Here is a 26,222-nt window from a genome sequence, read left to right on the forward strand (position 1 = left end):
ACATATGCCTTTTATAGGGCTATCATATAAGAAAAGCGAGAAAGGAGCAGTTTATGCCGAGACCAGTAAAATGCAGAAAAGTCTGTCATTTCCCACAAATTTTAGAATTTCTTCCGGCAGATGATACTGAGAAAAAAACGCCCATTGTTCTGACGGTAGATGAGTACGAGACAATCCGTCTTTTGGACAAGAAAGGTTACAGTCAGGAGCAGTGTGCAGAATCTATGCAGATCGCAAGAACGACGGTCCAACGGATTTACGAGATTGCCAGGAAGAAAATAGCAGATGCACTCATTGATGGACATCCACTCAGAATCGAGGGTGGGGATTTCAGAATTTGTGATGGTGAGAGCAGCAACTGCAGCTTTGGAGGATGTTACAAACAGGAAATTTACAAAAAATATGCAGAAGAAAAAGGAGAAGGTATCATGAGAATAGCAGTAACATATGAAAATGGACAGATTTTCCAGCACTTTGGACACACAGAGACATTTAAGATTTACGATGTAGAGGAAGGAAAAGTAGTACATTCAGAAGTAGTAGATACGAATGGAAGCGGACATGGTGCATTGGCGGGAGTTCTTAATGCGTTGAATGCAGATGTTCTGATCTGTGGCGGAATCGGAGGAGGTGCACAGACAGCATTAGCGGCAGCAGGAATTAAGCTTTTCGGAGGAGTTTCAGGAGATGCAGATAAAGCGGTAGAAGCTTTTATCAATGAAACACTTGAGTATAATCCGGATGTGAAGTGTTCTCACCATGAGCACAACCATGGGGAAGGACATACATGTGGTGAGCATGGATGTGGAAACCATAGCTGTCATTAAGAAGAATAAAAAATACAACACGAAAGGATGCGTCAAGGTAATGTAAGAATTATCGTGATACATCCTTTTGTATTTGGATTGATTATTTTTTTTCTCTGCTTGTCGAAAGTAATGGATGGAATGTATAATATTGTTCATAATCCAGAGATATTTATTTTGGAAAAAGTTTAATCAATTTGGAGGTATAAAATGAAAGCACATAAGTATTGGTCAATGGGAGCGTTAATTACTATGATTGGAACTTTTTATACAGGATATAAAGGATCCAAATCAGGTCATAAGTATTTTGCATGCAGCACTCTTATATGTATGATCATGTCCATGTACACTGGACATAAAATGATTTCAGTTAATAAGAGAGTAAGAAAACAGGTGGAAAATACAGAAGCGGAGGAATAGTAAATGTTAGAGTCAGGAACCAAAGCACCGGACTTTGAATTGCCGGATCAGAATGGAGAAATGCATAAATTAAGCGATTATGCAGGAAAAAAAGTGATCTTATATTTTTATCCAAAGGATAATACACCAGGATGTACAAAACAGGCATGTGGTTTTTCAGAGCGTTATCCTCAATTTACCGAGAAAGGCGCAGTGATCCTTGGAGTCAGTAAGGATTCTGTAGCCTCTCACAAGAGATTTGAAGAAAAATATGGACTGGCATTTACGCTATTAGCAGATCCAGAGCGTAAAGTTATTGAAGCATATGATGTCTGGAAGGAAAAGAAAAATTATGGAAAAGTATCTATGGGTGTAGTAAGAACTACATATCTTATTGATGAGCAGGGAATCATTATAAAGGCAAATGATAAAGTCAAGGCGGCAGATGATCCTGAAAATATGCTCAAGGAATTGGCATAATGAAGATTATTTTATCACCTGCAAAAAAGATGATTGTAGATACCGATAACTTAGCGCCGGTTGAACTGCCTGTCTATATTGATAAGACAGCAGAAGTATTAAACTGGATGAAAAGCAAATCAAAAGAAGAACTGAAAGCTATCTGGAAATGTAATGACAAGATTGCAGAGCAGAACTTTAACAGATTGGAGAATATGGATCTTTATAACAGGCTTACTACGGCTGTTTTAGCATATGAAGGGATTGCATTTCAATATATGGCACCATCTGTGTTTGAAATCCAGCAGTTTGAGTATTTGCAAAATCATTTAAGAATCTTGTCTGCGTTTTATGGCATTTTAAAACCAATGGATGGTGTGACTCCTTATCGTCTTGAAATGCAGGCAAAGGTTGGAATTGGAGATGCAAAAAATCTGTATGAGTACTGGGGAGAATTGTTATACCGCTCAGTAATCGATGACAGTAGGATTATCATTAATCTTGCATCAAAAGAATACTCAAAATGTATAGAAAAGTATCTGACACCACAGGACAGATATATTACGATTGTATTTTGTGAGTTAGCCGGAGATAAATTGGTAACAAAAGGTACCTATGCCAAGATGGCTCGTGGTGAAATGGTCAGATTCATAGCGGAAAATAATATTGAAAATCCGTTGGAGGTTCAGAAATTTGACAGACTCGGATATTCGTTTAGGTCTGATTTATCTTCAGATTCAGAATATGTATTTGAACGCAAAATAAAATAGTTATTAAGGTAAAAGATGCTCAGTTTGGTAGCTTTTATAATAATGAGAATTATTACTATTTTATTGACAACAGGATAATAGTGGTATATAATCCTTATTAAGAACTAATCCTAATAAGGAGGGCAAATGACAAGTAGGAGAAATACCATTCAAAAAGATCTTGTAAGAAATACCGTATACGAAATGAGAAGGCACGTTACGGCAAATGAAGTGTATGAATTTATAAAAGAAGCATATCCTACAATCGGAAAAGGAACTGTATATAGAAATCTTGATATATTGGTAGAGGAAGGTGCATTAAGAAAGGTTGAAGTTCCGAATGGACCGAACCGATTTGATTTTACATTGAAAAATCATTACCATGTAAGATGTATAAAGTGCGGTGAAGTTTTTGATGTGGATATGGATCAAATACCGGATTTGATGGAAAGAATTCATAACACTCATGGAATTGAATTTGTGGATTATGATATTTCATTTAAAGGCATTTGCCCGAAATGCAGGGAGAAGGTAAAGGAGGAACAGCATGGATAGGAAAGCAATGTATAAGTTGAGTTATGGACTGTTTATATTGACCGCTAAAGAAGCAGAAAAAGATAACGGATGCATCATTAATACAGCCATTCAGGCAGCTTCGGAACCAAACCAGTTAAGTATCTGTGTGAATAAGGCAAATTATACGCATGATATGATTCAAAGAACCGGAAAATTTACTGTATCAGTCTTAAGTCAGAAGGCACAATTTGAATTGTTCAAACATTTTGGCTTCCAATCAGGAAGAGATACCAATAAGTTTGAAGCCTTTGAGCAGTGTGCCAGGGGCACAAATGGTATTTATTATATTACAGAAGGTACAAATGCATACATTTCTGTGACAGCTACTAAAACAGAGGACTTGGGTTCACATACGATGTTTATCGGTGAGATAACCGATATGGAAGTTTTAAGCAATGTTCCTTCAGTAACATATGATTATTATCAGAATAATATTAAGCCTAAGCCACAGGAGGTTGGAAAAACAGAGGACGGTCAGACAATATGGCGTTGCAGAATCTGCGGATATGAATATGTAGGCGAGGAATTACCGGATGACTTTATATGTCCTTTGTGCAAGCACCCGGCATCAGATTTTGAAAAAGTAGTAAAGTAAACGGAGGTAAAAGAGATGGCAGCAAACAAATATGCAGGAACACAGACAGAGAAGAATTTACAGGAGGCATTTGCAGGGGAATCACAGGCAAGAAATAAGTATACCTATTTTGCTTCTGTAGCGAAAAAGGAAGGTTACGAGCAGATGTCAGCATTGTTTTTAAAGACTGCAGATAATGAGAAAGAACATGCAAAGATGTGGTTCAAAGAATTAGCAGGAATTGGTGATACAAAGGAAAACCTGGCGGCAGCGGCAGAAGGCGAAAATTATGAGTGGACAGATATGTATGAAGGCTTCGCTAAAACTGCTGATGAAGAAGGGTTCCATGAGCTTGCTGCAAAATTCAGGGCTGTAGGAGAGATTGAGAAGCATCACGAAGAGAGATATCGTGCACTTCTTAAGAATATTGAAACTGCACAGGTATTTGAAAAGAGCGAAGTTAAGGTATGGGAATGCCGTAACTGTGGACATATTGTGGTAGGAACTAAGGCGCCTGATGTATGTCCGGTATGTAATCATCCTCAGAGCTATTTTGAAGTACATGAAGAGAATTATTAAAGATATGAGATAATTCCAAAGAAGCATTAAAGCTTAATGGATCGGCGGATTCTTAAAAAAGTTATAGAAGCAATTTAGATTTTATTTTTTACACATGGAAGGAGAAAAAAGATGGAAGTAAAATATTATGTATGCAATCACTGTGGAAACATTATTGAAATGGTAAAGGATAAGGGCGTGCCGGTAATATGTTGTGGCGAGGCTATGCACGAGTTAAAGGCCGGAGTGACAGATGCTGCTGTAGAGAAGCATGTTCCTGTATATACAGTGGACAAACAGCATGTTCATGTTGTAGTCGGAGAAACAAAACATCCAATGCTTGAAGAGCATTTCATTGAGTGGATTACATTAAATACAAATCAGGGTATTTACAGAAAGCAGCTAACTCCGGGACAGGAGCCGGTAGCAGATTTTTGTCTTTGCGATGGTGAACAGGTAGAAGAAGTATATGCATATTGTAACCTGCATGGATTATGGAAATGCTAAGTATAGATATTATCGGACTTGCAGGAGCCTGTTCCTATGCTTTGGACTGTATAGAAGCAGAGTTGGTAAATATCAAAAACAAACATGGAAAAAGAGTGGCTTATATAAGTATACGCATGGCTGAATATTGGAAAATTCAAGGTGATTAATTACAAGATTTAGCCATGTGTGCTTTACTGCATGATAATGCTTTGACACAATATATTTCTGAGGAGCTTAAAAAGGATTCTGTTATTGACCTAAAAAAAGATTTATCTGAGGAAAAAACGAATCTCCATTGTATATATGGTGAAAAGAATATTACTAAACTTCCTTTTAAAACAGATGTTTCAAATGTGATTTTGTATCATCATGAACATGCCGATGGAACTGGCTCTTTTCAAAAAAAGTGGAATGAAATTCCATTGTTCGCAAGGATTATTCATCTTGCAGATATCATTGATATTATAAGAAATAGTATTGATTCTGATGATAATAGCTGGGATTTATGGGGGACAGTCACTATCGGTAGCAAAGGTCAGATTGTAATACCGAAAGCGGCAAGGGAAACATTTGAACATGAGAAACAGAAGCAGGAAGATTTAGGACTTCATTGCGAGGTCACGATTGACGGATATACAGATTTTATTTTCATCAATCGTTTTGGTCAGGCACAGCACCAAGCCACACTCAACAAAGCAATCCGAAGAATTATCCGTGATTGCAATGATGAGCAGTTTTTGCACAGTGATGAACCTGATGTGTTACTTCCTCATTTTAGCTGCCACTCGCTTAGACATACATTTACAACAAGAATGTGTGAAGCTGGAGTAAATATAAAGGTCATTCAAGACGCACTCGGACATTCAGATATTTCAACTACACTGAACATCTATGCTGATGTTACAAAAGAAATGAAAGCGGAAGAGTTCAAAGGATTGGATAGTTACTTCAAAGTATAATATTGGACTTCACATACAGAAAGAGAACATACAGAGTGTTGTGTGTTCTTTCTTTCGTTGGATAAAAAGAGAAATGCTTGAATGGGATATCTTTATGTATCTTTAAACGCCCAAATTAGAAATATTACTCTTCTTCACTCTTCTTTAACTTCGAATAATAACTATCCGCAGTATAAAGCGCAGCCACCGGATTATGCCCCAATACACGGTCTTTCGTCACTGCTGTCGTAGTCAGTGCCTCGGAATATTTGTAAAACAGACTGTCATGCCCCACACAAAGTCCGACCACAACATTCAGGTCCGTCTTCGCCTTGTTCAGAAGCTTTGCCTGCAGGATCGGATTACACATATTCACACCGACACCTTCGCAGCATTCCGGGATGCCGACCGATGTCTTCTTCTGTGTTCCGGCTTTACAGCCGACACCATACACCTCAAAGCCATGTCTGCGCAGGATATCTGCCAGGATACGGCTTTCTTTCAACAATCCGACACAGGTTGCGATCCCGATCTTTTTCGCATTAATCTTCTTTGCAAAATCCATGATTTCTTCGACACGGGTATGTTTGCAGTAATTCTCATACTCTACTTCAGCTGCAGCGATTGTGACTTTGCGGTTCTCGTCTTCATTGTAGCATTCCATAGCTTCATTTAGAACTTCTTCATCCATGTGTGTTGTCAGACAGAAATCCGGATAGGTTTTATCCATTTTGTTGCAGTTTTTTACTGCGCAGTCGATACAGGACATGTCTTCTTTTTTCATTTTTTCATTCTCCTTTTGTATACCTTGGTATCTACAGAGGCCTGCCACTGGCAGATTTTCTAGATTAAGCTTTACTTTGTAAAATATCCGCTATTTACTTCATAATAACAAATACTTATACTACAGACAATGGTTTTCCGTTTTTATTTTCTTATTTTTGTAGTTCTTTTCTATGAGAAACGTTCCCCGATTCAGGGTTGATTTGTCAGGAATTGTCGATTCTGATTTTTGAATAATTATTGAAAATTATCTTTTTAAACTTGAAGATATATAACAGTCTCTCTGATAGACCATCATCTTTGGATTTATACTATCATGTATAGGTTATTTCGCCAATCAAAACATTTATCCACTTCCCTCATTTCAATCCCAGCTCTTTCAATACCTCAGCCGAATACCAGCTACATGGAAGCCAATAAACCATGCAACAGCGGTTCTTTTATTCGCCAGTATATGCAATTTCTATCTCATAGCCGCCGTTCTCATAGTAAAAATCCAGTTTTTATTAACTAGGGATGTTGCCACTCCTTTACTCCATTTCAGAAAAAGCAGGTAAAGGAAGAAAAGAGCCGATGAAAATGATTGGAGTAGGAGGCGGTTACCGGATGGAAAAAGAATTTGATGTCGAGATAAAGGAAGTGCTCTCAAGAGTACAGAGAGTAAAGGCAGAGTCACTTGATGATGCCATTAATAAAGCAATGGATAGATGATTTGTAGACTATATGTATGGAGAAGCACTTTATAAGCCTGAAATGAAAGAAGGAAATCCTATAAGGTTATATAGTTTGGATGAAATCACGGAGATATTCTGTAAATTAGGACTTCGTATTTGTAACAGCTTTGCTGATTTCAGTGGAAAGCCGAGTTCTGATAATGATATTCAATTGATGGTTTATTCCATACGGGAATAAATCTTCATCAAATCTTTATTTTTTTCTGTTAGGTTATATTTCAGTAAGAAATGAAATATAGAAGGAAGGATAGTAAAGATGGAAATGATGTTACAGACACAAAATCTATGTAAATATTTTAGAAAACAGAAAGCGGTAAATAATGTTTCACTTAATATCGAAAAGGGACAGATTTATGGACTGCTTGGACCGAATGGCGCTGGTAAATCTACCACATTGAAAATGCTGACCGGTATGATGAAACCAACTGCAGGAAAGATTTACTTTGATGGAAAACTTTGGGATAGGAAAGATTTGTCAAAAATAGGAGCGTTAATTGAAAATCCGCCTATTTATGAAAATCTTTCCGCCAGAGAGAATTTGAAGGTAAGACAATTATTGCTTGGTGCAGATGAAAACAGAATTGATGAGGTCTTGCAGATTGTATCACTTACAAACACCGGCAAGAAGAAAGCAGGGCAGTTTTCTTTGGGGATGAAGCAAAGACTAGGCATTGCAATGGCATTGCTTGGAGAACCGGAACTTTTGATATTGGATGAACCTACGAATGGATTAGATCCAATAGGCATCGAGGAATTACGAGAGCTGATCCGGTCTTTTCCGGAACAGGGAATCACTGTAATTCTCTCCAGTCATATTCTCTCAGAGGTACAGTTACTTGCAGATAAAGTCGGGATTATTTCAGGTGGAATCTTAGGATACGAAGGAGCATTAAAGCAGGGAGATAATCTTGAAGATTTGTTTATGAATGTGGTAAGAAAAAACCAGAAAGCAGGTGAAATCCATGGTTAATATTATAAAAGCAGAACATCAAAAAGCCAAAAGAACCATGCGAAAAAAGTTTATCTGGGGATTTCCTCTTCTTACATTTGTCATGGCATTTATATTTACTCTTGGGATGACAAATGCTTATGCAGAAAGTGTTTGGAACTGGTGGTATACACTTTTGCTGCCGGGGATGATTGCTCTATTTTGTTATCTTTCTGTGGCGCAGGAGAAAAAGATAAAATACTATCATTTAATGACTATTCCCACAGACAGAAGAAAATTGTTGCTGGGGAAAATTATTTATATTGGGTACATGATTTTGTTTTCTAATGTGATTGTGTTTGCAGGAGCAACGCTTGGAGGCTTTCTTCTAACGACACATGTTCCAGTTGGAGGAGCGTTGATTGCAGTATTGTTTCTGACGGTTTCTGAGTTATGGGAGATTCCGGTAGCTTTATTTTTAAGTGAACGATTTGGAATGATTGTAAACCTGTTCGTCTGCCTATTTATTACCGTCAGCGGTGTGGTAATATCACAAACCAGAATCTGGTATGTACTTGTTTCTGCAATCCCTATGCGAATGATGTGCTCGTTGCTTCATGTTTTACCAAATGGACTTGCCGCAGAAGCAGGGAATCCTCTTTTGGATACGGGAGTCATTGTTCCGGGAATGTGTCTCTCAATCATCTGGTTTGTTTTTGTAACGGTTCTGTTTTTGAAATGGTTTGAGAGAAGAGAGGTGAAATAAGATGATTGGAAGATCTCTTAATGCAGACTTGCGAAAGATGAAAGGAACATCTGTGATTCTGGCACACTTACTGATTCCGATTATAACCAGCGTTATATTTTTAATATATTACTTTTTTTCACCATGGAATGAAAATATGAAAGTGATTGCATTTTATCAGGCAATAGGAGCAGGACTTCCGGTACTTATTGGAATTTTTACAGCAAGTGTGATGGAACAGGAACAAAATGCAGGTGATTTTCAAAATCTGTTGTCTTTACCGGATAAACCTGCAGCATTTTTATCGAAACTGTTGATGCTGCTGGTTTTGTGTCTGTGCTCTATCCTATTGACAGCAATCATATTCGGAATTGGATTTGGAAGAATCGCATCAAGCGATATTGAAATCATGAAAGGATGTATATTTGCAGCATTGCTGCTGTGGGGAAGCAGTGTTCCACTTTATCTGTGGCAGCTGATTCTGGCTTTTCAGTTTGGAAAAGGGGTATCCATTGGAGCAGGGATTATATCAGGACTAATTAGTGCATTGATGCTTACCGGACTTGGAGATTATGTGTGGAAATATGTATTTGTCTGCTGGACGGGTAGAGTACCATATACTTATCTGCAATCTGTATTGGGAGAAACTAGTGTAGGTGAATGGTTGTCATTCATACCAGGTTGCTTAATATTTACAGGGATTAGTATGGTATACTATTTTTGGTGGGTAAACCACTGGGAAGGAAACAGAATATCGGAATAGAATCGAGGGAAACTATGGCAAAAATACTGGCAGTTGATGATGAACCGGCAATTCTGGAAATGATAGAAAGCATTTTGAATAAGGATGGACATCTGGTTACCAAGGTAAGTAATCCGCTGAAACTTAATATGGAAGAATTACATCGTTATGACCTGATTTTACTGGACATTATGATGCCTGGAATTGATGGCTTCGAATTATGCAAAAGAATCAGGGCACTTGTGGATTGTCCGATTTTGTTTCTTACGGCAAAAACGGAGGAAAACAGTCTGGTAAACGGACTTTCTTTAGGAGCAGATGATTATATTTCAAAGCCATTTGGAGTGATGGAACTTCGGGCAAGGATCAATGCACATCTTAGAAGAGAGCACAGGGAACATTCTGTCCGGATGGTTTTGGGGAGGGTCTGTATTCAAATATCTCAAAAGAAACTATTGGTTGATGATAAGGAACTTCCTCTTACGAAAGCGGAGTACGAAATCTGTGAATTTCTGGCTAAAAACAGAGGACAGGTTTTCTCGAAGGAACAGATATTGGAAGCGGTCTTTGGCTTTGACAATGAGAGTAATGACAGTACCATTATCACGCATATCAAAAATATAAGAGCAAAATTTGCGGATTATGATTATACACCGATAAAAACAGTCTGGGGGATTGGATATAAATGGGAAGAGTAAAGAGAAGCAATGCACTCAGCTGGATTTTTATGAGATATGTACTGGTCATGCTTGGATCATTAGTAGGTTTGGTGATTGTTGCTTGGCTGCTGCTGTACCTTTTGATTAGTGTGGGCTGTATCTATCCGGCGAATTATGCAGAGCAAAAGATTAATGAAGCATATGATACGATTTTACGTGCGGATAAAGTAACTGCTGAGATGATTCCTGCACTTTGTGATTATGTAATCTTTTCAGAGAATGGAGAGAAAATAGGTGGAGATCTGTCAGAACAATACGAACAGATAGCATGGAATGTTGCAAAGTACGGAAACGCATCCGGGAAATATTTTTATAAAGTAATTGTAAGGGAAAATGAATATGTTGTATTGCAATATCGCCTGACACCTCAATATCATTCAGCTTTTTTGAGGGAGCATTTTATAGGTCCACAGAATGTGATGAGTATTATGTCAGTGATTGGAGCGGTAGCGATTATCATCATTCCGTCCATACGTTTTGGAAAAAGAATCAAAAAGCAGATGCAGCCTGTATTAGACGCAATCGGACAAATAAAGGATCAAAATCTGGAATATGAGACATCCTGTTCCGGTATCAAAGAGTTTGATGACTGTTTATCGGCAATCGATGATATGCGAGATGCATTGCGAGAATCTTTAGAAAAGCAGTGGAAAACAGAGCAGGAAAAGAAACAGCAGATGTCTGCTTTGGCGCATGATATTAAAACACCTCTTACGATTGTACGGGGAAATGCAGAACTACTTTCAGAGACTGAACTGACCACAGAACAGAAGAAAAATATCACTTATGTTTTGAACGGCACAACACAGATACAAAGTTATGTAAAACAGTTGATAGATGTCACAAAATCATGGAATTGCAGTGATGTTACCTATACAACGGTGAGGTTAGAAGATTTTTTCGCAGATATAAAGGAACAGGCACTCGGACTGGTAGAAATCTATCACCAGAAGATAGATTGGAAGGCGGAACAAAGTGATAAAAAGGTAACGATGGCTTATGATCCAATGTTCCGAGCCGTAATGAATGTGATTCAGAATGCAGTGGAGCATACAAAAGAAAATGGAATCATTTATATTGACGCAAAGGAGCAGGATGACCGGCTGACATTCATTGTGGAGGATAGCGGATCAGGATTTACAAAAGAAGCATTATTGCATGGCACAGAGCAGTTTTTTATGGATGACACAAGTAGAAATGGCGAAGCCCATTATGGGATGGGGCTATTTTTTGCAAAAACTGTGGCTGAAAAATATGGCGGAGGGATTAAACTTTCAAATTCTGAAAATACAGGTGGGGCGAGGGTAGAAATATTTTTCCTGAGTAGTCAAGAAACAAGCTAAATAGACCGCAATTAAGCTATGTAAAAGAAATTTTACATGCTTTTATCTAATATGTAAAAGCCTTTTGATAGACATTACTACTACGTTTGCTGTAATCTCATGGAAGAAGGAGGCATACAGAATTATGATAGCTGATAAAATTAAAAATGCTCGTACTATTCTTTATTACATAACTATCATTATAGTTGGGATTATATGCACATATAAGAAGAGAATAATATAACTTTTGTTATGATATCAAATGATTTTTTCATTTAATATAACATTCCCTTAAAGGGGATGGATTGCTTATCGCACAGGAAATCAGCAGGAGAATGAAGTCAGAGCTTGGCATCACAGTGAGTGTTGGTGTTTCTTTCAATAAGATATTTGCAAAGCTGGGTTCTGACTACAAGAAGCCGGATGCTATCACTACTATGTATAAGAGTGAGTTTAAGCAGAAGGCTTGGTCGCTTCCGGTGGCAGATCTTCTATACGTTGGCAAAAGTACGAACAGAAAACTTGCATTATTTGGTATTAAAACCATAGGTGATCTTGCAAGAACAGATGAAGATGTGCTTAACAGTCACCTTGGAAAGATTGGCAGTATCTTATGGTCGTTTGCTAATGGCTATGATGATTCACCTGTCAAGCTGGAGAACACCCACGCTCCAATCAAATCCGTGGGGAACAGCACAACGACACCAAAGGATTTAGTATGCGATGAGGATGTAAAGATTGTTCTTTATATTCTGGCTGAGAGTGTTGCAGCAAGACTTCGTGAGAATGGATTCCGGTGCAGAGTGGTTGAGATAAGTGTCAGGGATAATGAATTATTCTCTTTTACCCGTCAGAAAAAGATTGACCATGCGACAAACATTACCGGAGAAATAGCTGCATACGCATATCAGATATTTAAGGAAAAGAAACTAGGTTGTTAGAGGTAAGGGTGTTTGATGAACCAACAAAGAAAATTGTTTATACAAAGCAAACAGAGGAGGCTAAAAGTAAAGGTATATCAAATTGTCCGTTATGTGCTTTAGAGAATAATAGTAATAAAAAGAAGATATGGAAATTAAGTGAAATGGACGCAGACCATGTAACAGCTTGGAGTAAAGGTGGAGTAACGGATATTAGTAATTGTCAAATGCTTTGTAAAACACATAATAGGGCAAAAGGAAATAAATAGAAATTATTATTGGGCTAATTAACGATAATGTTAATTGGCTCTTTTTTATGCACTTTGTAAGGAATGATATAAAAGTGTAAGGTTTATAAAAATTTAAGGTTAATAAAGATATGAAGTATTTCTTCAAAAACGATTGGAGAAGTACGGAATGCATTTTATGTGTGCCTGAACCAGAGCGAAGCATATGCACCGGAAGAAATAAGGAGAAAGTCTGTCTGCATGAACGAAGATATCGGGGAGGTTCTGAAAGAACTGTAGGTCGGATAAAAGAAATTGATGGAAGAAACAATATAAGCTATTGAATTCAGAGATGAATTTGGCGCTTTTTGCGATTCAAAGAATTTTCAAAAAGTACGCAATGTAAACTTTTGTATAAACTTGTGAAAAACAAAAAGGGGGGATATAATTAAGAATATATTTATCGAGAAGGAAAATAGGATGATAATAACAGGAATACCGTTTGATGAAAAACTGAATATAGGTGTATTAAGTAAAGTATTTGAACGTAAACGTATTTCCAATTGTTATAAGTATTTTTGGTTCCAGGCAATATTGGAAAATATCGTAGAAGATAAAGTTGTATTTACATATGATGAAATTCTGAATCAAATGATAGAAGATGCATGGTATATGGTTACAGAGTTTAAATTACGTTTAGGTCCGTGTAATACAACAGATAATTTAGAGGAAGTGGTTAAGTATATACATTCGAAGTCCAATATATCGTCTACTGCAAAACGAGGTTCTGTAATCCAGTATCTCAAAGAAAATACAGATCCCCAAATAAAAAAATATAAGAAATGTTTAATAGAAAATGTGCCGTATTGTATGCAAAGTCCTTTTTATTCATCAATTAAAAATCCTGGTCAGTCAAAGGTTTACAAAATAAATGAGCAGGCCCACTTATTGTATTATTTCGTTGCACTTGAGGGGATTTTTTCTAAGTTTAAAATTAATGAAGAATGGGTTGACTACTTAATTCGAAATAGAACAATTTTATTAGAATGGGTCAGATACAATCTTATCGGCTATTTACAAGATAGAAATCCGAATGTTCCTGGAATTGTGGAAAAAATTCAAAAGCCAGAAAAAAGAGATTTAAGAAGAGTGAGTGATTATTGGAAGACAATCATTGAGATTGATCCCAAAATAAAAGAAATATATCAAAAGGTAAGTTTAAAAGATAAACCTATATCAATCGATCATTTTGTACCGTGGCAATATTTATCACATGATGAATTATGGAATTTAAGCCCAACAACAAAGAATATTAATAGCATGAAGGGAAATCAATTACCGAATCTCTATGAAGATTTTGAAAGGTTAGCAGAATTACAACACAAAGCTCTTATGATGTGCAATGATTATGAAATAGTTCGGCATAAATTCAAAATATGCCTGGATTATCATGTAAATAGTACAGAGATTAGAAATAGTTTGTATCAGCCTGATATTGATTTGCCAAGCTATAGAGAAAGATTATATAACGTGATACAGCCAGTTTATGATTCGGCCAAAATGGGTGGATTTACGGAATGGATAAAATAGAAGAAAGCAGGGGGAAGTTGTGAGCAAAATTGATGAATTACGCTTAGGTTTTGAAACAGCATATATTGATGGTTCGGTTGTTTCAAACAATATCTATAGACCACAATTCGTATCAAATAATCATAAAGAAGGAAAGAAAGTACTCTCATCCATTGAGGATGAGCTTTTGGTATGTGACGGATTTCAAATCAGTGTAGCATTTATTACTATGAATGGGATTACTCCCCTCCTGCAGACTTTAAAAGAGTTAGAAAAAAGAAATATTAAAGGTGAAATCTTAACAACGAACTATTTGAATTTCAGTGAGCCTAAAGCGTTGAAAAAACTTAATGAACTTTCGAATATTACACTTAAAATGTATGATGTTGAAGTAGCGAATGAGGGATTTCATACAAAGGGATACATTTTCAGAAAAGAAGAAATTTATCATATCATTATTGGAAGTTCCAATATTACAAGTGCAGCACTTACAGATAATCGCGAATGGAACACAAAGCTGGTTTCAACAGTGCACGGCGAGACGGCAAAAGAAATTGTTACTGAATTTAATGAATTATGGAATTCAAACTATGCATTAACATTTGATGAGTTTTATGAGAACTATAATGAGCGCTATAAGATTATTAAACATCAGAGAGAGGTTGCAAAACAGGAAGAAATCACTTCGATTGAGAAGTATAAATTGCAGCCAAACAGTATGCAGATTGGGTTCATTATTAACTTGAAAAAGATTCTTGAGGCTGGCGAGGACAGAGCACTCCTGATTTCTGCAACTGGTACGGGAAAAACATATGCATCAGCTTTTGCAATGCGCGAATTAGGATTTAAGAGGGTATTGTTTCTGGTTCATCGAGGACAATTAGCAAGGCAGACAAAGAAATCTTATGAAAAAGTGTTTGCGGAGTCTGTTTCTATGGGACTAGTAGGGGCTTGATATCATGAGTATGATGCAGATTATATATTTGCGACGGTACAAACTTTAAATCGTGACGAACATTTACTACAGTATGAAAAAGATGCATTTGATTGCATTGTTTTAGACGAAGCGCACCATGTTCCAGCAGATACATATCAGAAAGTAATGAATCATTTCACACCAAAGTTGTGGCTTGGAATGACCGCTACTCCAGATAAGCGAGATGATAATATGGAAGGTAGAAATGTCTATGAACTTTTTAATTATCAGATTGCTTATGAGATTCGATTACAGCAAGCAATGGAGGAAAAACTTCTCTGTCCATTCCATTATTTTGGAATTACAGATTTAGCAATCATTGGTGATAATGGGGATACTAGTCGTGATTTCTCAATGCTTACTAGTGAGGAACGGGTAAAACATATTATCAATCAGGCTGACTATTACGGATATAGTGGGGATAAAGTGAAGGGATTGATTTTCTGTAGCAATATTAAGGAAACAGAGGAGTTATCCGCAAAGTTTAATGAAATGATTAACCCATCAACAGGAAAAAAATTTAGAACAATTGCCCTCAATGGTAGTGCCTCGGAACAGGAGAGGCAGAATGTATTTGAAAGGCTTGCTATGAATGAAGAAGATGCAACAATTGAGAATCAACCATTAGATTATATTTTCTCGGTTGAAATCTTGAACGAAGGTGTTGATATCGTTGAGGTTAATCAGGTTATTATGCTAAGACCAACACAGTCACCGGTTGTTTTTATTCAGCAGCTTGGGCGAGGACTTAGAAAAGCAAATGGAAAAGAGTATGTAGTCATTTTGGATTTCATTGGGAATTACAATAACAATTTCATGATTCCAATTGCATTATCAGGGGATAGAACCTATAACAAGGACAATATTCGTAGATGTATTATGGAAGGCGGAAGAGTGATTCCCGGAGCTTCCACGGTTCATTTTGATGAGATTAGTAGAAAAAGAATTTTTGCATCTGTAGACAATGCAAATTTTAGTGACATTAAGCTTATCAAAGAAAATTACACAAATTTAAAGAATAAACTTGGGCGCATTCCTCGTTTACATGATTTTGATGATTACGGTGAGATGGATGTTATGCGAATATTTGATAACAATAGCCTCGGATCATATTATAAGTTTCTGGTGAAATATGAGAAAGAATATAAGATCCGGTTATCTGAGGATGAAGAAAAAGTAATTGAATTTGTTTCGAAAAAATTGGCTAATGGAAAACGTATTCAGGAACTTCAGATACTAAAGAGAATACTTACATACGCTCATGGTTTATCAAAAATTGGTTTATTTGCGGGTTTATCAGAGGATATGAGAGAGTATGGAAAAAATATCAGTCAGGACCAGAAGGAGAATATTGTAAATGTTATGACAAACAAATTTCCTGCTGGAGCAAGTAAAAAGACATATTCGCAATGCGTATTTATGGAGCAAGAAGGAAATGATTATAAACCAACAAAATTATTTATGCAGATGTTGGCAAATGATGAGTTTTATGGTGTGCTTCAGGAACTTGTTGACTTTGGAATAAGTCGATATGAAAGAGATTACAAGAACACTTATGATCAGACAGATTTGGTTTTATATCAGAAATATACATATGAGGATGTTTGCCGACTTTTGAACTGGGAGCAAAACGAAGTACCATTAAATATTGGTGGTTATAAGTTTGATAAAAAGACGAAAACATTTCCTGTTTTCATTAATTATGATAAAGCAGAGGATATCAGTGATACCACAAAATATGAAGATCATTTTATACCAGGATTTAGAGATCGTTTGATTGCTATTTCAAAATCTGGAAGAAATTTACAGTCGGAGGATGTTCAAAATTTTTTGAAAGCAAAGGAACGAGGTATTCAAGTAGAACTTTTTGTAAGAAAAAACAAGGATGACAAGGTTTCGAAGGAGTTCTATTATCTTGGTCATATGACAGCAAGTGGAAATATCAAAGAATTTACAATGACAAATACCGAGAAAACAGCAGTGGAAATAGAGTGGATACTTGACGTTCCGGTGCGAGAAGATATTTATGAGTACATTGTGAATTCTTAATGGGAGGATATATGAAGACAGTAAAAGTAGTTGCTGCGATTATAAAAGCAGTTAACGAGAATGGAGAAACAATCATTTTTGCAACACAGCGTGGATATGGTGATTTCAAAGGCGGTTGGGAGTTCCCGGGTGGAAAAATTGAATCAGGAGAAACACCTCAGGAAGCGTTGAAGCGTGAAATTATAGAAGAACTTGATACGGAGGTATCTGTTGGAGAATTGATGGATACAGTTGAGTACAACTATCCACAGTTTCATCTTTCTATGGATTGTTTTTGGTGTCAAATTGTAAGAGGAAATCTTGTGCTAAAAGAGCATGAGGCAGCAAGATGGTTAACAAAGGATGAATTGAATAATGTAGAGTGGTTACCGGCGGATATTACATTGATTGAGAAAATTAGGAACTTACTTTCAATGACAAGATAATTAAGTTGGATAGAGGTAATAATGCAGATATTTGTAGATGCAGATGCTTGTCCGGTGGTGGGCATTGTTGAATCATTGGCAGAAAAATATAATATTCCGACAACATTGCTTTGTGATACGAACCATGTGCTATATTCAGATTATAGCGATGTGATTATTGTCGGAGCAGGAGCTGATGCAGTAGATTATAAGCTGATCAGCATTTGTCTTAAGGGTGATATTGTGGTATCTCAGGATTATGGGGTAGCTGCCATGGCACTTGGGAAAGGTGCATACGCCATTCATCAATCCGGTAAGTGGTATACTGATGAAAATATAGACCAGATGTTGATGGAGAGGCATCTTAACAAAAAAGCAAGACGAAGTTCTCACAAAAATCATATAAAAGGACCGAGAAAACGTATAGAAGAAGATGATGTGCGCTTTGCTCAATCTTTTGAAAAAATGATACAGACAATCATACAGGTAAGATAGCAGAAGGAATGCTGATAAAGAGTCCGGCATAAGGGGGATTTTGATGAATACAGAAATAAAAAATATGTGGAGAAAAAAATCATGGTCCATTCCAGATTTATTAGGAAGTAAAAGTGAATATACAAAGATTGTTATAGGATTGATCCAGCAGATTGCATCTGGTAATGCAAACGGTATGGATGATTTCCCTAAATTGGAAGGTGTCTTTGAGCCTAGAACATGGAGAGAATATGTCCCTTTTCTGAAAGGAATTGGAATCGTTGGAAATCATAACGGAAGTTTGTGTTTATCAGAAACAGGCGAATGGTTACATAGAAATTTGTCATTTTATAATATTGCAAGTGTGATGCAAGAGAGGTTTCGTATATTTGGAGAGATTTTATATGTGTTAGATTCTGAACCAAGCACCGTGCAGGAAGTTGATGAAAAAATTTGTGATTTATATAAATTGAAGTGGAAAAATTGTTCTAATACAAGAAAAAGAATGGATTGGCTAGAAGTATTAGGGCTTATTGATATTATTGGAAATCGAAAATGGGTAGTAACTGAAAGTGGGAAAAGAGCATTGAAAGAATGGATTCTAGTTACTCCAGAAATGCTGGATTCATTCGAAGATGCTGAAGTTTCTTACAAGATTAGCGAGGCTCCGACAGAAATATCAAATATGATACAGGAATTATATGATAACAATTTATTACAGAAAGAGCGTTGTACATATAATTTGTGGTCTCCAAGTCCAAATAAAATTGAAAATTTAAGAAAAATATTAGAGTATTCGTGTGAAAAGGTGACAAGGATAGAGCTGTTTAAATATATTGGTGATGAGTTTAATTTGAAGGTAAGCAGTATAGAGTCAATGATGCCATTTCTGAAGGCTTCTGGGTTACTGGAAGAAGTTGGAAGAAATATATATATTACCAGTTCGGTTGCCAAGGAATGGTGTGAAACAGGAGTGGATATAGACTTTATAAGGATTTTGCATTGCCATTATCGTTTTGTCGGAGAAATGATTCTTTTTGCAGAAAACGATGTTACAAGGAATGAAATTTATCAAGAAGCAAAGGAATATGGTCTTAATAATGAAAAGGCAAGATGGATAGCTGGTTTTTGGTTGAAGCTGGATTATTAGAAGAACCACAGTACTTGCATTTAAAGGCAACAACCTTTGGCATGGAATTTGCGAATACGCTTCCATTGACAGATAAAAATGTATATATGGAGGAAATAAATAGTAAGGAAAATATAGTTGCCGAAACAAAAAAGAATCCATCTGAAAATGATTTGTTTGAGAGATTAAGTGCAGCAGCATTAGATCCATTAGCAGAGGGAAAAGCTTCAGGAGTAGCTTTTGAAGAAGAGATTGCAAAAGTATTTAGATATATGGGTTTTGAAGCGAAAAGAGTAGGTGGACCAGGAAATACTGATGTAGTAGTACGTTGGATAGATGATGAAGGAAAAAAAGTAACGGCTATCGTTGACGCAAAGTCAAAATCAAGTGGTCAGGTTTCACATAATGATGTGAGCGATGTGGCAATCGATGCTCATAAAGAGAAGAATAATGCTGATTATGTTGCAATTGTAGGTGCTGGATTTAGTGGTGATACAATAAAGAACTTTGCATCAAGGAAAAAAGTTGCCTTAATAACGGATCAGGAATTGATTGATATAGCAAAAAAAGCAGAAGAACTGGGATTAAATTTGCAGGAGATTGCGATAATATTTCAATCTCCTGATGGAAAATCAAGATTACAAGAGTTGATTTCAACAAAGCAAAGAGAACAGAATTTAATTGAACTAATCGTTGCTACTTTTAGAAAAGAGCAAGAGATGTTGGAAAGTATTTCTGCAAGAGATATGTTTTTGTTATTAAGAATGACGGATAATTCTCCTTCTCTTGAAGAAATTTTAAATGTTTTTTCTCTTCTTTCAACGGATGAGATAGATGTTTTAGAGATGAATAAACAAGCATCTGCAAAGGAAAATACAACATACACGATGAAAAATGCTAAAGCAACAGTAAATAGATTGAAGATGATTGCAAATGCAATAGAAAAAGGGATAGAGAAATAAACATAACATAAAACAAACACAATTTTAGTTAGGATGACACATGAAATTATTATCAAAAGATATCAATACTTCGGACGCGGAAACAAAAGATACATGTAATAATGACAAATACCATACCCCCGAACAGGCATTAAAAATTTTGTTTGGATATGATTCATTCAGGGCGGGACAGAAATCTGTGATCGACAGTATCCTGGCGGGGAGAGATGCTTTTGCAGTCATGCCGACAGGTGCAGGAAAATCCGTGTGTTATCAGATCCCGGCAGTGCTTCTGCCGGGAATCACATTGGTGGTTTCGCCGCTTATTTCACTTATGCAGGATCAGGTCAAAGCATTAAATGAGGCAGGAGTGCCGGCGGCATTTATCAATAGTTCGCTTTCTGAAAAAGATTATAATGAGACTATCAGGAGAGCGAGACAGGGCATTTACAAAATTATTTATATAGCACCGGAGCGGCTCGCTACGGAGAGTTTTCTCACTCTTGCAAAAAGCGTACCTATTTCAATGGTGACAGTGGACGAAGCACACTGTATCTCACAGTGGGGGCAGGATTTCCGCCCAAGCTATATGAAAATTGTTGAATTTGTCAAAACATTGGAGAAGCGTCCGATCATCAGTGCATTTACAGCTACGGCAACAGAAACCGTCCGTGAAGACATTGTTTGCACGTTAGGACTGCAGAATCCCTTTACATTGGTAAATGGATTTGACAGGGAAAATTTGTTTTTTCAAGTGGACAAGCCAAAGAATAAAGAACAGTACATTTTGAAATATATTTCCGAGCATAGCGGTGACAGTGGAATTATCTATTGTGCGACAAGGAAAAATGTTGATAATATATATGAACTGCTTAAGAGCAAGGGGATTTCTGTGGGAAAATATCATGCAGGAATGAGTGCTGTGGAGCGGAAAAAAATGCAGGATGATTTCGTATTCGACTACACAAGTATTGTCGTTGCAACAAATGCGTTCGGTATGGGAATTGATAAATCGAATGTCCGTTTTGTCATTCATTATAATATGCCACAGAGTATGGAAAATTATTATCAGGAGGCAGGAAGAGCCGGTCGTGACGGGCTTGACGCTAAGTGCATTCTTTTATTTTCACCGCAGGATATTGTGATCAACCGGTTTTTATTGGATCATAAGGAAATGCAGGATCTCGATCCGGCGGACAGGGAGACGGTCAGGGAAAGGGATGCCCGGCGGCTGCAGGTGATGGAGCGATACTGCTATACAACAGAATGTCTGCGTAATTATATTTTAAAGTATTTCGGGGAAAATCCGGAAAAACCATGTCAGGACTGTGGCAATTGCCTGCGGGAATTTGAAACTTTGGATATGACAGAAGCAGCCAAAAAAGTGATCAACTGCGTATACGAAGCGAAGGGAAGATATGGAAGGCAGATCATCATTGACACTGTTGCCGGAGCTAAGACGGCGAGGCTGGAGGAAATAGGAGCTGTTCGCTACAAGTCATACGGCGTTCTGGCAGGAACGAACAAGAATCTGTTAAGACGTTTGATCGAGCAGCTGGTATTAGAGGGATATCTTCGTGTGGGAGATTATCAGGTCCTCAAACTTGGCGATATCAGTGGTTTGAAAAATCCAGAGGCTTCTGTTTCCATTAAGATCACAGATGAAGATAAACAGCCGGAAAAGGCAGCCAAAACGAAAAAGAAAGCAAAGAGTGTGGAAACACTTACATCTTCCGGCTACAAGCTGTTTGAGCGGCTTAAGAAACTCCGCCTTGAAATTGCACGCGAGGAAAGCATGCCGCCGTATATTATTTTCAGTGACAAGACCCTGATCGATATGGCAGCAAAAAAGCCGTCTTCCAAGCCTGAAATGCTGGATGTTTCAGGGGTGGGCGAAAATAAATTTGCGAAGTATGGAGAGCGGTTTCTTGAGGTAATTGAGGAGTATAGGCGGGAAGTGGGATAGGAACAGTTAGAAATTGTGTTGAAAGAAGTTAGAACAGGAAAGGCGTGAGATGAATCTTACGTCTTTTTCTTGGATTTTATGTAAGCATATAATTACTTGAAAAATGAAATAGCATATGATAAATTATAAATGTGACGTAAAAAGTGTCACGTTTATAAAAAGGTGATTAATGTGAAAGAATTTTTGGAAAAAACATTACGGCAAAATGTAATAATGACGGAGAATAAAGAGGTATATAAAAAGCTCCCGTTAGCATATCGTGGAAGATATGATATTTTTACAGTAGAGACGAATGGTGTATTATGGATGGCTATTCATCCAAAAGATGATGCCGGACTTGTTATGTTACGTAGAGACAGAGCTGGCGTAGAAAAAATGACAGGATTAAACTGTGCAATATTCCTTGATCGAACAACATTTTATATAAAGGAAAAAATGATGGAAGAAGGAATTCCTTTTGTAATAGAAGGGAAGCAGGTATTTCTCCCGTTTATTGGATATTTGCTGAGTAAGGAAAATGAAAGAGAATTAGCACCAGTTCATTTGATTTCATTTTTGACGCAAAAAATGCTCCTGATGGCTATTTATGAACGATGGAATGAAGTGAAAGTATCCGGTGCAGCGAAACGGATGGGAGTGTCAACAAAATCTGCAAGCCGGTGTTTTGATGAACTGGAATATTTAAATATTGATGTGTTGGGCATAAAAGGTAAATCAAGAGTAATAAATATTCCGAATGACCGAAAACAATTATGGCAGCAGATTGAGCGTATGTTAAGAAATCCAGTGATTCGAAGATTTATATTGAGAAAAGATATGAAACTTGAAAAGAAAGCAGGCATTTCTGCTTTATGTGAGTATTCTCTTTTGTCCGATAATGCTTATCTAACCTATGCGGTAACGAAGAAAGAACTGAAATCTAGTGGAGTGACAGAAGAAAAACAAGTAAGTGAATTGGAAGAAATTGGCTGTGCTGTTTTGGAACTGGGATATTTCATTGATTTTTCAGGAAAAGGATTGCAGGATCCTTTGAGCGTAGTATTGTCACTTACAGGAGAAGAGCAAGAAGAGGAACGGATAGATATTTCTATTAATGAGATGTTGGAGGAATATGTATGGTCAAAGGATTAGATACATTTCAGAAGTACTTTGCAGATTATGAAGAACAGTATGTTTTAATAGGTGGTGCAGCCTGTGATATTCTGTTTGAAAGCAACGAAGTAAATTTCAGGGCTACAAGAGATCTGGACATGGTTTTGATTGTTGAAGCATTAACTCCGGAGTTTGGAGAAAAATTTTGGAGGTTTATCGTTGATGGAAAATATAGAAACAAAGCGACAAACGGTAGCAACCCTCAATTTTATAGATTTAATAAGCCAGAAGACGATAACTTTCCGAAAATGATCGAATTGTTTTGTAGAAGTGATTTTAAACTAAAAGATGCGAAAGGAATTACTCCAATTTATATTGATGATGAAGTTTCCAGTTTGTCAGCAATTCTTTTAAATGATGATTACTATAAGGCACTTCTCGATGGAAAAGAAGTGAGAAAAGGACTTTCTGTTTTAAGACCAGAATATATCATTCTTTTTAAAGCAAAAGCGTATCTTGATTTGCAAAAACGAAAAGATTTAGGTGAGAAAGTGGATTCCAGTGACATAAAGAAGCATAAAAAAGATGTTTTGCGTATTGCTTCGGAGCTTATGCTTGAAAAAGTAGAAGAATTGCCGACAGCAGTAGATGCCGATATACATAGCTTTATTGATTTGTTGGAGCAGGAACCATTTGATCAAAATTCATTGAAAAGATATGGACTGAAAAATGAGGATATTGTGGAGTTGTTAAAGCAAGTATTCGGATAAAAATGTGATGTGTTATACAGTTGATTTATCAGTTAGGAATTCCAATGTCAAATGCAGTAGGAATGTTGCTACGGCAGATTGTTTTGCAAAAGGGAATTCCATTTGAAATGAAATTACCAAGAACGGCACCGTTGACCTATGGTTCTCTTACGAAAGAACAATTTGATAAAGAAATTGAAAAAGGTATGTCTGATGTAAAAGCTGGCAGAGTTTACTCAGCAGATGCCATTGAAGCTGAAATGAAAAGAGATTTTGGCATATGATTTTTTATGTGGCATATTCCGCTGAAGCAAGACAGGATTTGAGGGACATTTATGAATATATTGCGTATGAATTGTTGGTACCTGAAACAGCTGCCGGACAATGGTTGCATTGTTCGGAACGATAGGAAATAGCAATACAAGTTGTAGGCAGGTGGCTACCCAGGAGCAGATGGACCGATTTTGAAAAACTCTGTATCAATTTTCTTTACAGATAAACTTTGTTCATAGATTTATGGTATAATCAGTTTAAGCGCTTGAATAAAGGAGATGGTTATACCATGAATCTGTTTTGCGAAGAGATCCATAAACTGGAGGCGGAATTTAAACAATGCCGGAAGCTGCTGAAAAAAGTTGTCGAAGAAATCGTCGAGAGAAAAAATGGAGATCGGATGCAGCGGAATATGCCGTATTTTGTCAGGCTTGTCGTTGATTATTTCTATGACCGTATGAGAAAGACGAAAAACCTTCAATACGGTGACAGAACACAAAACCACGGGCAATACAAAAACCCATATACAAAGATTTGAACTAATCAGGCCAGGACAGTTTTATTTTGATGCCTGCTACAACCCGTTCAAGACCGCATTCCTGAAAAATGCTGAGAAGAAGGGCTGCGAAATCCTGAATGGTCTTGGTATGTCCAATTCCAGAGGGCTGCTCAGATCGAATTATGGACCGGACAGAAGGCTCCACTGGATGTGATGCGAGAAGAATTAAAGGAGATTATCCGGGAAGAAAATGAGAAGGTGCAGACGGAATAATTCTGTAATTCCGTCACTTCATGAGAGATAAATGTTATAGTGAATTTATAGTGAATAGAGAAACGCGATAGCGTAGTAAGCAATAATTTCAGATGATCCAGGTTTGATCAGAGAGGAGAAGAATATGAACAACTATTGTATGATCCAGAACTCCAAAACGTTTGCATTTTCCGCAGAGAATCCAACCGGTGTACGCGCAGGTGGTTCCCAGGGCGGTGACTGCACCAAGCTTCGTCCGACCGTGACAATTCCTGCAGGGGAAACCGTAACTCTGGTAGATGCTGCAGGACCGGGTGTGATCCAGCATATGTGGTTTACCGGATATGTCGGGCACCATTTTATCATCCGTATGTATTGGGATGATCAGGAATATCCGTCTGTGGAAGCTCCGCTCTCTGCATTCTTCGGATGTGCCTATGATGAAAATTTCGTGGACCGGGATGGCAAATATCCGGTGTTGAATTCTGCCATGATGCTGGTAGCTCCTGGTCGCGGCTATAACAGCTATTTTGAGATGCCGTTCCATAAGAGGGCTCGGATCACGATGGAAAACCGTGGTGACAAGGATGAAGAGCTCTTTTATATTATCACCGGAGCTTATCAGGAGATTCCGGCGGAGGCTGGTTATTTCCATGCCACCTATCGCCAAGAGCACCCGGTTCAGAAGGGTCGTACCTACACAATCGTTGACGGAATCGAAGGCAGGGGACAATTTGTCGGTGTGACTCTGGCAACTGGTATGAATGGCAACAATAGCTGTTGGGTAGAAGGCGAAGCCCGCATGTATCTGGACGATGATCCGTATCCGTCTATCCACTATACCGGAACTGAAGACTACTTCGGCGGTTCCTATGGATTTGGAAATGACATCATCATCAAGAACTATCAGACCTTCAGCGGCTTATATACCGGCATGTATGCAATCTATGGAGACAACCGGGAATTCTATAACGGACAGCAGAGATTCCTGCTGTATCATTTCCATATTGCAGACCCGATCCGTTTTGAGAATAAGTTTCGTATGACACTCGACAACATGGGCTGGACCGGACCGCGTTACGATGATTACACCAGTGTTGCTTATTGGTATCAGACCCTGCCGTCCGCACCGCTGATGCCACTGCCGACAGATGCAGAGATGTGTATGAGATAATAGAACC

At 37.5% G+C, this 26,222-nt stretch carries 30 protein-coding genes and 2 pseudogenes; 31 read left to right on the top strand and 1 reads right to left on the bottom strand.

Annotated elements, in window-relative coordinates:
* The first annotated feature begins 53 nt into the window (after positions 1 to 53).
* The 10 genes from ROSEINA2194_RS13810 to ROSEINA2194_RS23945 all read left to right on the top strand — a co-directional run bounded on the left by ROSEINA2194_RS13810 (position 54) and on the right by ROSEINA2194_RS23945 (position 5,569).
* The gene (locus tag ROSEINA2194_RS13810; protein WP_007888442.1) at positions 54 to 827 is read left to right on the top strand and encodes a DUF134 domain-containing protein; all 774 of its coding nucleotides are present in this window, start codon (positions 54 to 56) and stop codon (positions 825 to 827) included.
* A gap of 189 nt (positions 828 to 1,016) precedes the next feature.
* Positions 1,017 to 1,226: a DUF6219 family protein gene (locus ROSEINA2194_RS13815; protein ID WP_007888443.1), complete on the top strand. Its 210-nt coding sequence runs from the start codon at positions 1,017 to 1,019 to the stop codon at positions 1,224 to 1,226.
* 3 nt (positions 1,227 to 1,229) lie between these two features.
* A complete protein-coding gene (gene bcp, locus ROSEINA2194_RS13820) occupies positions 1,230 to 1,685 on the top strand; it encodes a thioredoxin-dependent thiol peroxidase (protein ID WP_007888444.1) in 456 nt (151 codons plus the stop codon).
* The gene (yaaA, locus tag ROSEINA2194_RS13825) at positions 1,685 to 2,434 is read left to right on the top strand and encodes a peroxide stress protein YaaA (RefSeq protein ID WP_007888445.1); all 750 of its coding nucleotides are present in this window, start codon (positions 1,685 to 1,687) and stop codon (positions 2,432 to 2,434) included. Before bcp ends, yaaA begins: the two co-directional genes overlap by 1 nt.
* Before the next feature lie 126 nt (positions 2,435 to 2,560).
* Positions 2,561 to 2,968, top strand: coding sequence for a Fur family transcriptional regulator (locus ROSEINA2194_RS13830; protein ID WP_007888446.1), 408 nt, complete (start codon positions 2,561 to 2,563; stop codon positions 2,966 to 2,968).
* The gene (locus ROSEINA2194_RS13835) at positions 2,961 to 3,584 is read left to right on the top strand and encodes a flavin reductase (RefSeq protein WP_007888447.1); all 624 of its coding nucleotides are present in this window, start codon (positions 2,961 to 2,963) and stop codon (positions 3,582 to 3,584) included. Before ROSEINA2194_RS13830 ends, ROSEINA2194_RS13835 begins: the two co-directional genes overlap by 8 nt.
* 15 nt (positions 3,585 to 3,599) lie before the next feature.
* Positions 3,600 to 4,142 (top strand): rubrerythrin, encoded by a 543-nt coding sequence (rbr, locus tag ROSEINA2194_RS13840; protein ID WP_007888452.1) that lies wholly within the window; start codon positions 3,600 to 3,602, stop codon positions 4,140 to 4,142.
* A 111-nt stretch (positions 4,143 to 4,253) separates the two neighbouring features.
* Positions 4,254 to 4,628, top strand: a complete 375-nt coding sequence (locus tag ROSEINA2194_RS13845) for a desulfoferrodoxin family protein (RefSeq protein ID WP_007888454.1) — start codon at positions 4,254 to 4,256, stop codon at positions 4,626 to 4,628.
* Complete coding sequence (locus tag ROSEINA2194_RS23940; protein WP_007888458.1) at positions 4,616 to 4,777, top strand: hypothetical protein; 162 nt, start codon at positions 4,616 to 4,618, stop codon at positions 4,775 to 4,777. The genes ROSEINA2194_RS13845 and ROSEINA2194_RS23940 overlap by 13 nt, the downstream gene beginning before the upstream one ends.
* A gap of 15 nt (positions 4,778 to 4,792) precedes the next feature.
* The gene (locus tag ROSEINA2194_RS23945; protein ID WP_007888460.1) at positions 4,793 to 5,569 is read left to right on the top strand and encodes a tyrosine-type recombinase/integrase; all 777 of its coding nucleotides are present in this window, start codon (positions 4,793 to 4,795) and stop codon (positions 5,567 to 5,569) included.
* A 124-nt stretch (positions 5,570 to 5,693) separates the two neighbouring features.
* Here the strand turns inward: ROSEINA2194_RS23945 and ROSEINA2194_RS13860 are convergent, their stop codons facing one another.
* Positions 5,694 to 6,332 (bottom strand): DUF1847 domain-containing protein, encoded by a 639-nt coding sequence (locus tag ROSEINA2194_RS13860; RefSeq protein WP_008705300.1) that lies wholly within the window; start codon positions 6,330 to 6,332, stop codon positions 5,694 to 5,696.
* A 572-nt stretch (positions 6,333 to 6,904) separates the two neighbouring features.
* Here ROSEINA2194_RS13860 and ROSEINA2194_RS13865 point away from each other — a divergent pair.
* From ROSEINA2194_RS13865 to ROSEINA2194_RS13960, 21 genes and pseudogenes are all read left to right on the top strand, one after another.
* The gene (locus tag ROSEINA2194_RS13865; RefSeq protein ID WP_227970520.1) at positions 6,905 to 7,042 is read left to right on the top strand and encodes a hypothetical protein; all 138 of its coding nucleotides are present in this window, start codon (positions 6,905 to 6,907) and stop codon (positions 7,040 to 7,042) included.
* A gap of 279 nt (positions 7,043 to 7,321) precedes the next feature.
* Positions 7,322 to 8,035, top strand: coding sequence for a lantibiotic protection ABC transporter ATP-binding protein (locus ROSEINA2194_RS13870; protein ID WP_007888470.1), 714 nt, complete (start codon positions 7,322 to 7,324; stop codon positions 8,033 to 8,035).
* Positions 8,028 to 8,759 (top strand): lantibiotic immunity ABC transporter MutE/EpiE family permease subunit, encoded by a 732-nt coding sequence (locus ROSEINA2194_RS13875; RefSeq protein ID WP_007888471.1) that lies wholly within the window; start codon positions 8,028 to 8,030, stop codon positions 8,757 to 8,759. Before ROSEINA2194_RS13870 ends, ROSEINA2194_RS13875 begins: the two co-directional genes overlap by 8 nt.
* 1 nt (position 8,760) lies before the next feature.
* Complete coding sequence (locus ROSEINA2194_RS13880; protein ID WP_005330844.1) at positions 8,761 to 9,501, top strand: lantibiotic immunity ABC transporter MutG family permease subunit; 741 nt, start codon at positions 8,761 to 8,763, stop codon at positions 9,499 to 9,501.
* 14 nt (positions 9,502 to 9,515) lie between these two features.
* A complete protein-coding gene (locus ROSEINA2194_RS13885; RefSeq protein WP_007888489.1) occupies positions 9,516 to 10,178 on the top strand; it encodes a response regulator transcription factor in 663 nt (220 codons plus the stop codon).
* Positions 10,166 to 11,542, top strand: a complete 1,377-nt coding sequence (locus tag ROSEINA2194_RS13890) for a sensor histidine kinase (RefSeq protein ID WP_007888490.1) — start codon at positions 10,166 to 10,168, stop codon at positions 11,540 to 11,542. The genes ROSEINA2194_RS13885 and ROSEINA2194_RS13890 overlap by 13 nt, the downstream gene beginning before the upstream one ends.
* Before the next feature lie 266 nt (positions 11,543 to 11,808).
* Positions 11,809 to 12,444 (top strand): annotated as a pseudogene (locus ROSEINA2194_RS13895) (DNA polymerase Y family protein); the annotation flags it as partial.
* Positions 12,445 to 12,470: 26 nt separating this feature from the next.
* Positions 12,471 to 12,710, top strand: coding sequence for an HNH endonuclease (locus ROSEINA2194_RS13900; protein ID WP_207658849.1), 240 nt, complete (start codon positions 12,471 to 12,473; stop codon positions 12,708 to 12,710).
* A gap of 438 nt (positions 12,711 to 13,148) precedes the next feature.
* The gene (locus ROSEINA2194_RS13905; RefSeq protein WP_007888497.1) at positions 13,149 to 14,258 is read left to right on the top strand and encodes an HNH endonuclease domain-containing protein; all 1,110 of its coding nucleotides are present in this window, start codon (positions 13,149 to 13,151) and stop codon (positions 14,256 to 14,258) included.
* Between the two features lie 19 nt (positions 14,259 to 14,277).
* Positions 14,278 to 17,262 (top strand): annotated as a pseudogene (locus ROSEINA2194_RS23620) (DEAD/DEAH box helicase).
* A gap of 11 nt (positions 17,263 to 17,273) precedes the next feature.
* The gene (gene mutT, locus ROSEINA2194_RS13915) at positions 17,274 to 17,687 is read left to right on the top strand and encodes an 8-oxo-dGTP diphosphatase MutT (RefSeq protein ID WP_044928209.1); all 414 of its coding nucleotides are present in this window, start codon (positions 17,274 to 17,276) and stop codon (positions 17,685 to 17,687) included.
* Between the two features lie 21 nt (positions 17,688 to 17,708).
* Complete coding sequence (locus tag ROSEINA2194_RS13920) at positions 17,709 to 18,161, top strand: YaiI/YqxD family protein (protein ID WP_007888502.1); 453 nt, start codon at positions 17,709 to 17,711, stop codon at positions 18,159 to 18,161.
* Between the two features lie 43 nt (positions 18,162 to 18,204).
* Positions 18,205 to 19,290: a hypothetical protein gene (locus ROSEINA2194_RS21245; protein ID WP_007888503.1), complete on the top strand. Its 1,086-nt coding sequence runs from the start codon at positions 18,205 to 18,207 to the stop codon at positions 19,288 to 19,290.
* Positions 19,254 to 20,231, top strand: a complete 978-nt coding sequence (locus tag ROSEINA2194_RS13930) for a restriction endonuclease (RefSeq protein WP_081453925.1) — start codon at positions 19,254 to 19,256, stop codon at positions 20,229 to 20,231. Before ROSEINA2194_RS21245 ends, ROSEINA2194_RS13930 begins: the two co-directional genes overlap by 37 nt.
* Positions 20,232 to 20,271: 40 nt before the next feature.
* The gene (gene recQ, locus ROSEINA2194_RS13935) at positions 20,272 to 22,176 is read left to right on the top strand and encodes a DNA helicase RecQ (RefSeq protein WP_007888506.1); all 1,905 of its coding nucleotides are present in this window, start codon (positions 20,272 to 20,274) and stop codon (positions 22,174 to 22,176) included.
* A 171-nt stretch (positions 22,177 to 22,347) separates the two neighbouring features.
* Complete coding sequence (locus ROSEINA2194_RS13940; protein ID WP_044928211.1) at positions 22,348 to 23,307, top strand: hypothetical protein; 960 nt, start codon at positions 22,348 to 22,350, stop codon at positions 23,305 to 23,307.
* Complete coding sequence (locus ROSEINA2194_RS13945; RefSeq protein WP_007888510.1) at positions 23,292 to 24,038, top strand: hypothetical protein; 747 nt, start codon at positions 23,292 to 23,294, stop codon at positions 24,036 to 24,038. The genes ROSEINA2194_RS13940 and ROSEINA2194_RS13945 overlap by 16 nt, the downstream gene beginning before the upstream one ends.
* Before the next feature lie 20 nt (positions 24,039 to 24,058).
* The gene (locus tag ROSEINA2194_RS13950) at positions 24,059 to 24,301 is read left to right on the top strand and encodes a type II toxin-antitoxin system RelB/DinJ family antitoxin (RefSeq protein WP_265336056.1); all 243 of its coding nucleotides are present in this window, start codon (positions 24,059 to 24,061) and stop codon (positions 24,299 to 24,301) included.
* A 278-nt stretch (positions 24,302 to 24,579) separates the two neighbouring features.
* Positions 24,580 to 24,828: a hypothetical protein gene (locus ROSEINA2194_RS13955; protein ID WP_044928216.1), complete on the top strand. Its 249-nt coding sequence runs from the start codon at positions 24,580 to 24,582 to the stop codon at positions 24,826 to 24,828.
* A 135-nt stretch (positions 24,829 to 24,963) separates the two neighbouring features.
* A complete protein-coding gene (locus ROSEINA2194_RS23625; protein ID WP_227970585.1) occupies positions 24,964 to 25,062 on the top strand; it encodes a hypothetical protein in 99 nt (32 codons plus the stop codon).
* Between the two features lie 124 nt (positions 25,063 to 25,186).
* Entirely contained in the window at positions 25,187 to 26,215 is a 1,029-nt protein-coding gene (locus ROSEINA2194_RS13960; protein WP_227970521.1) for a glycoside hydrolase family 172 protein, read from the top strand.
* The last annotated feature ends 7 nt before the right edge of the window (positions 26,216 to 26,222 follow it).

The organism is Roseburia inulinivorans DSM 16841, assembly GCF_000174195.1.
Classification (GTDB): Bacteria; Bacillota; Clostridia; order Lachnospirales; family Lachnospiraceae; genus Roseburia; species Roseburia inulinivorans.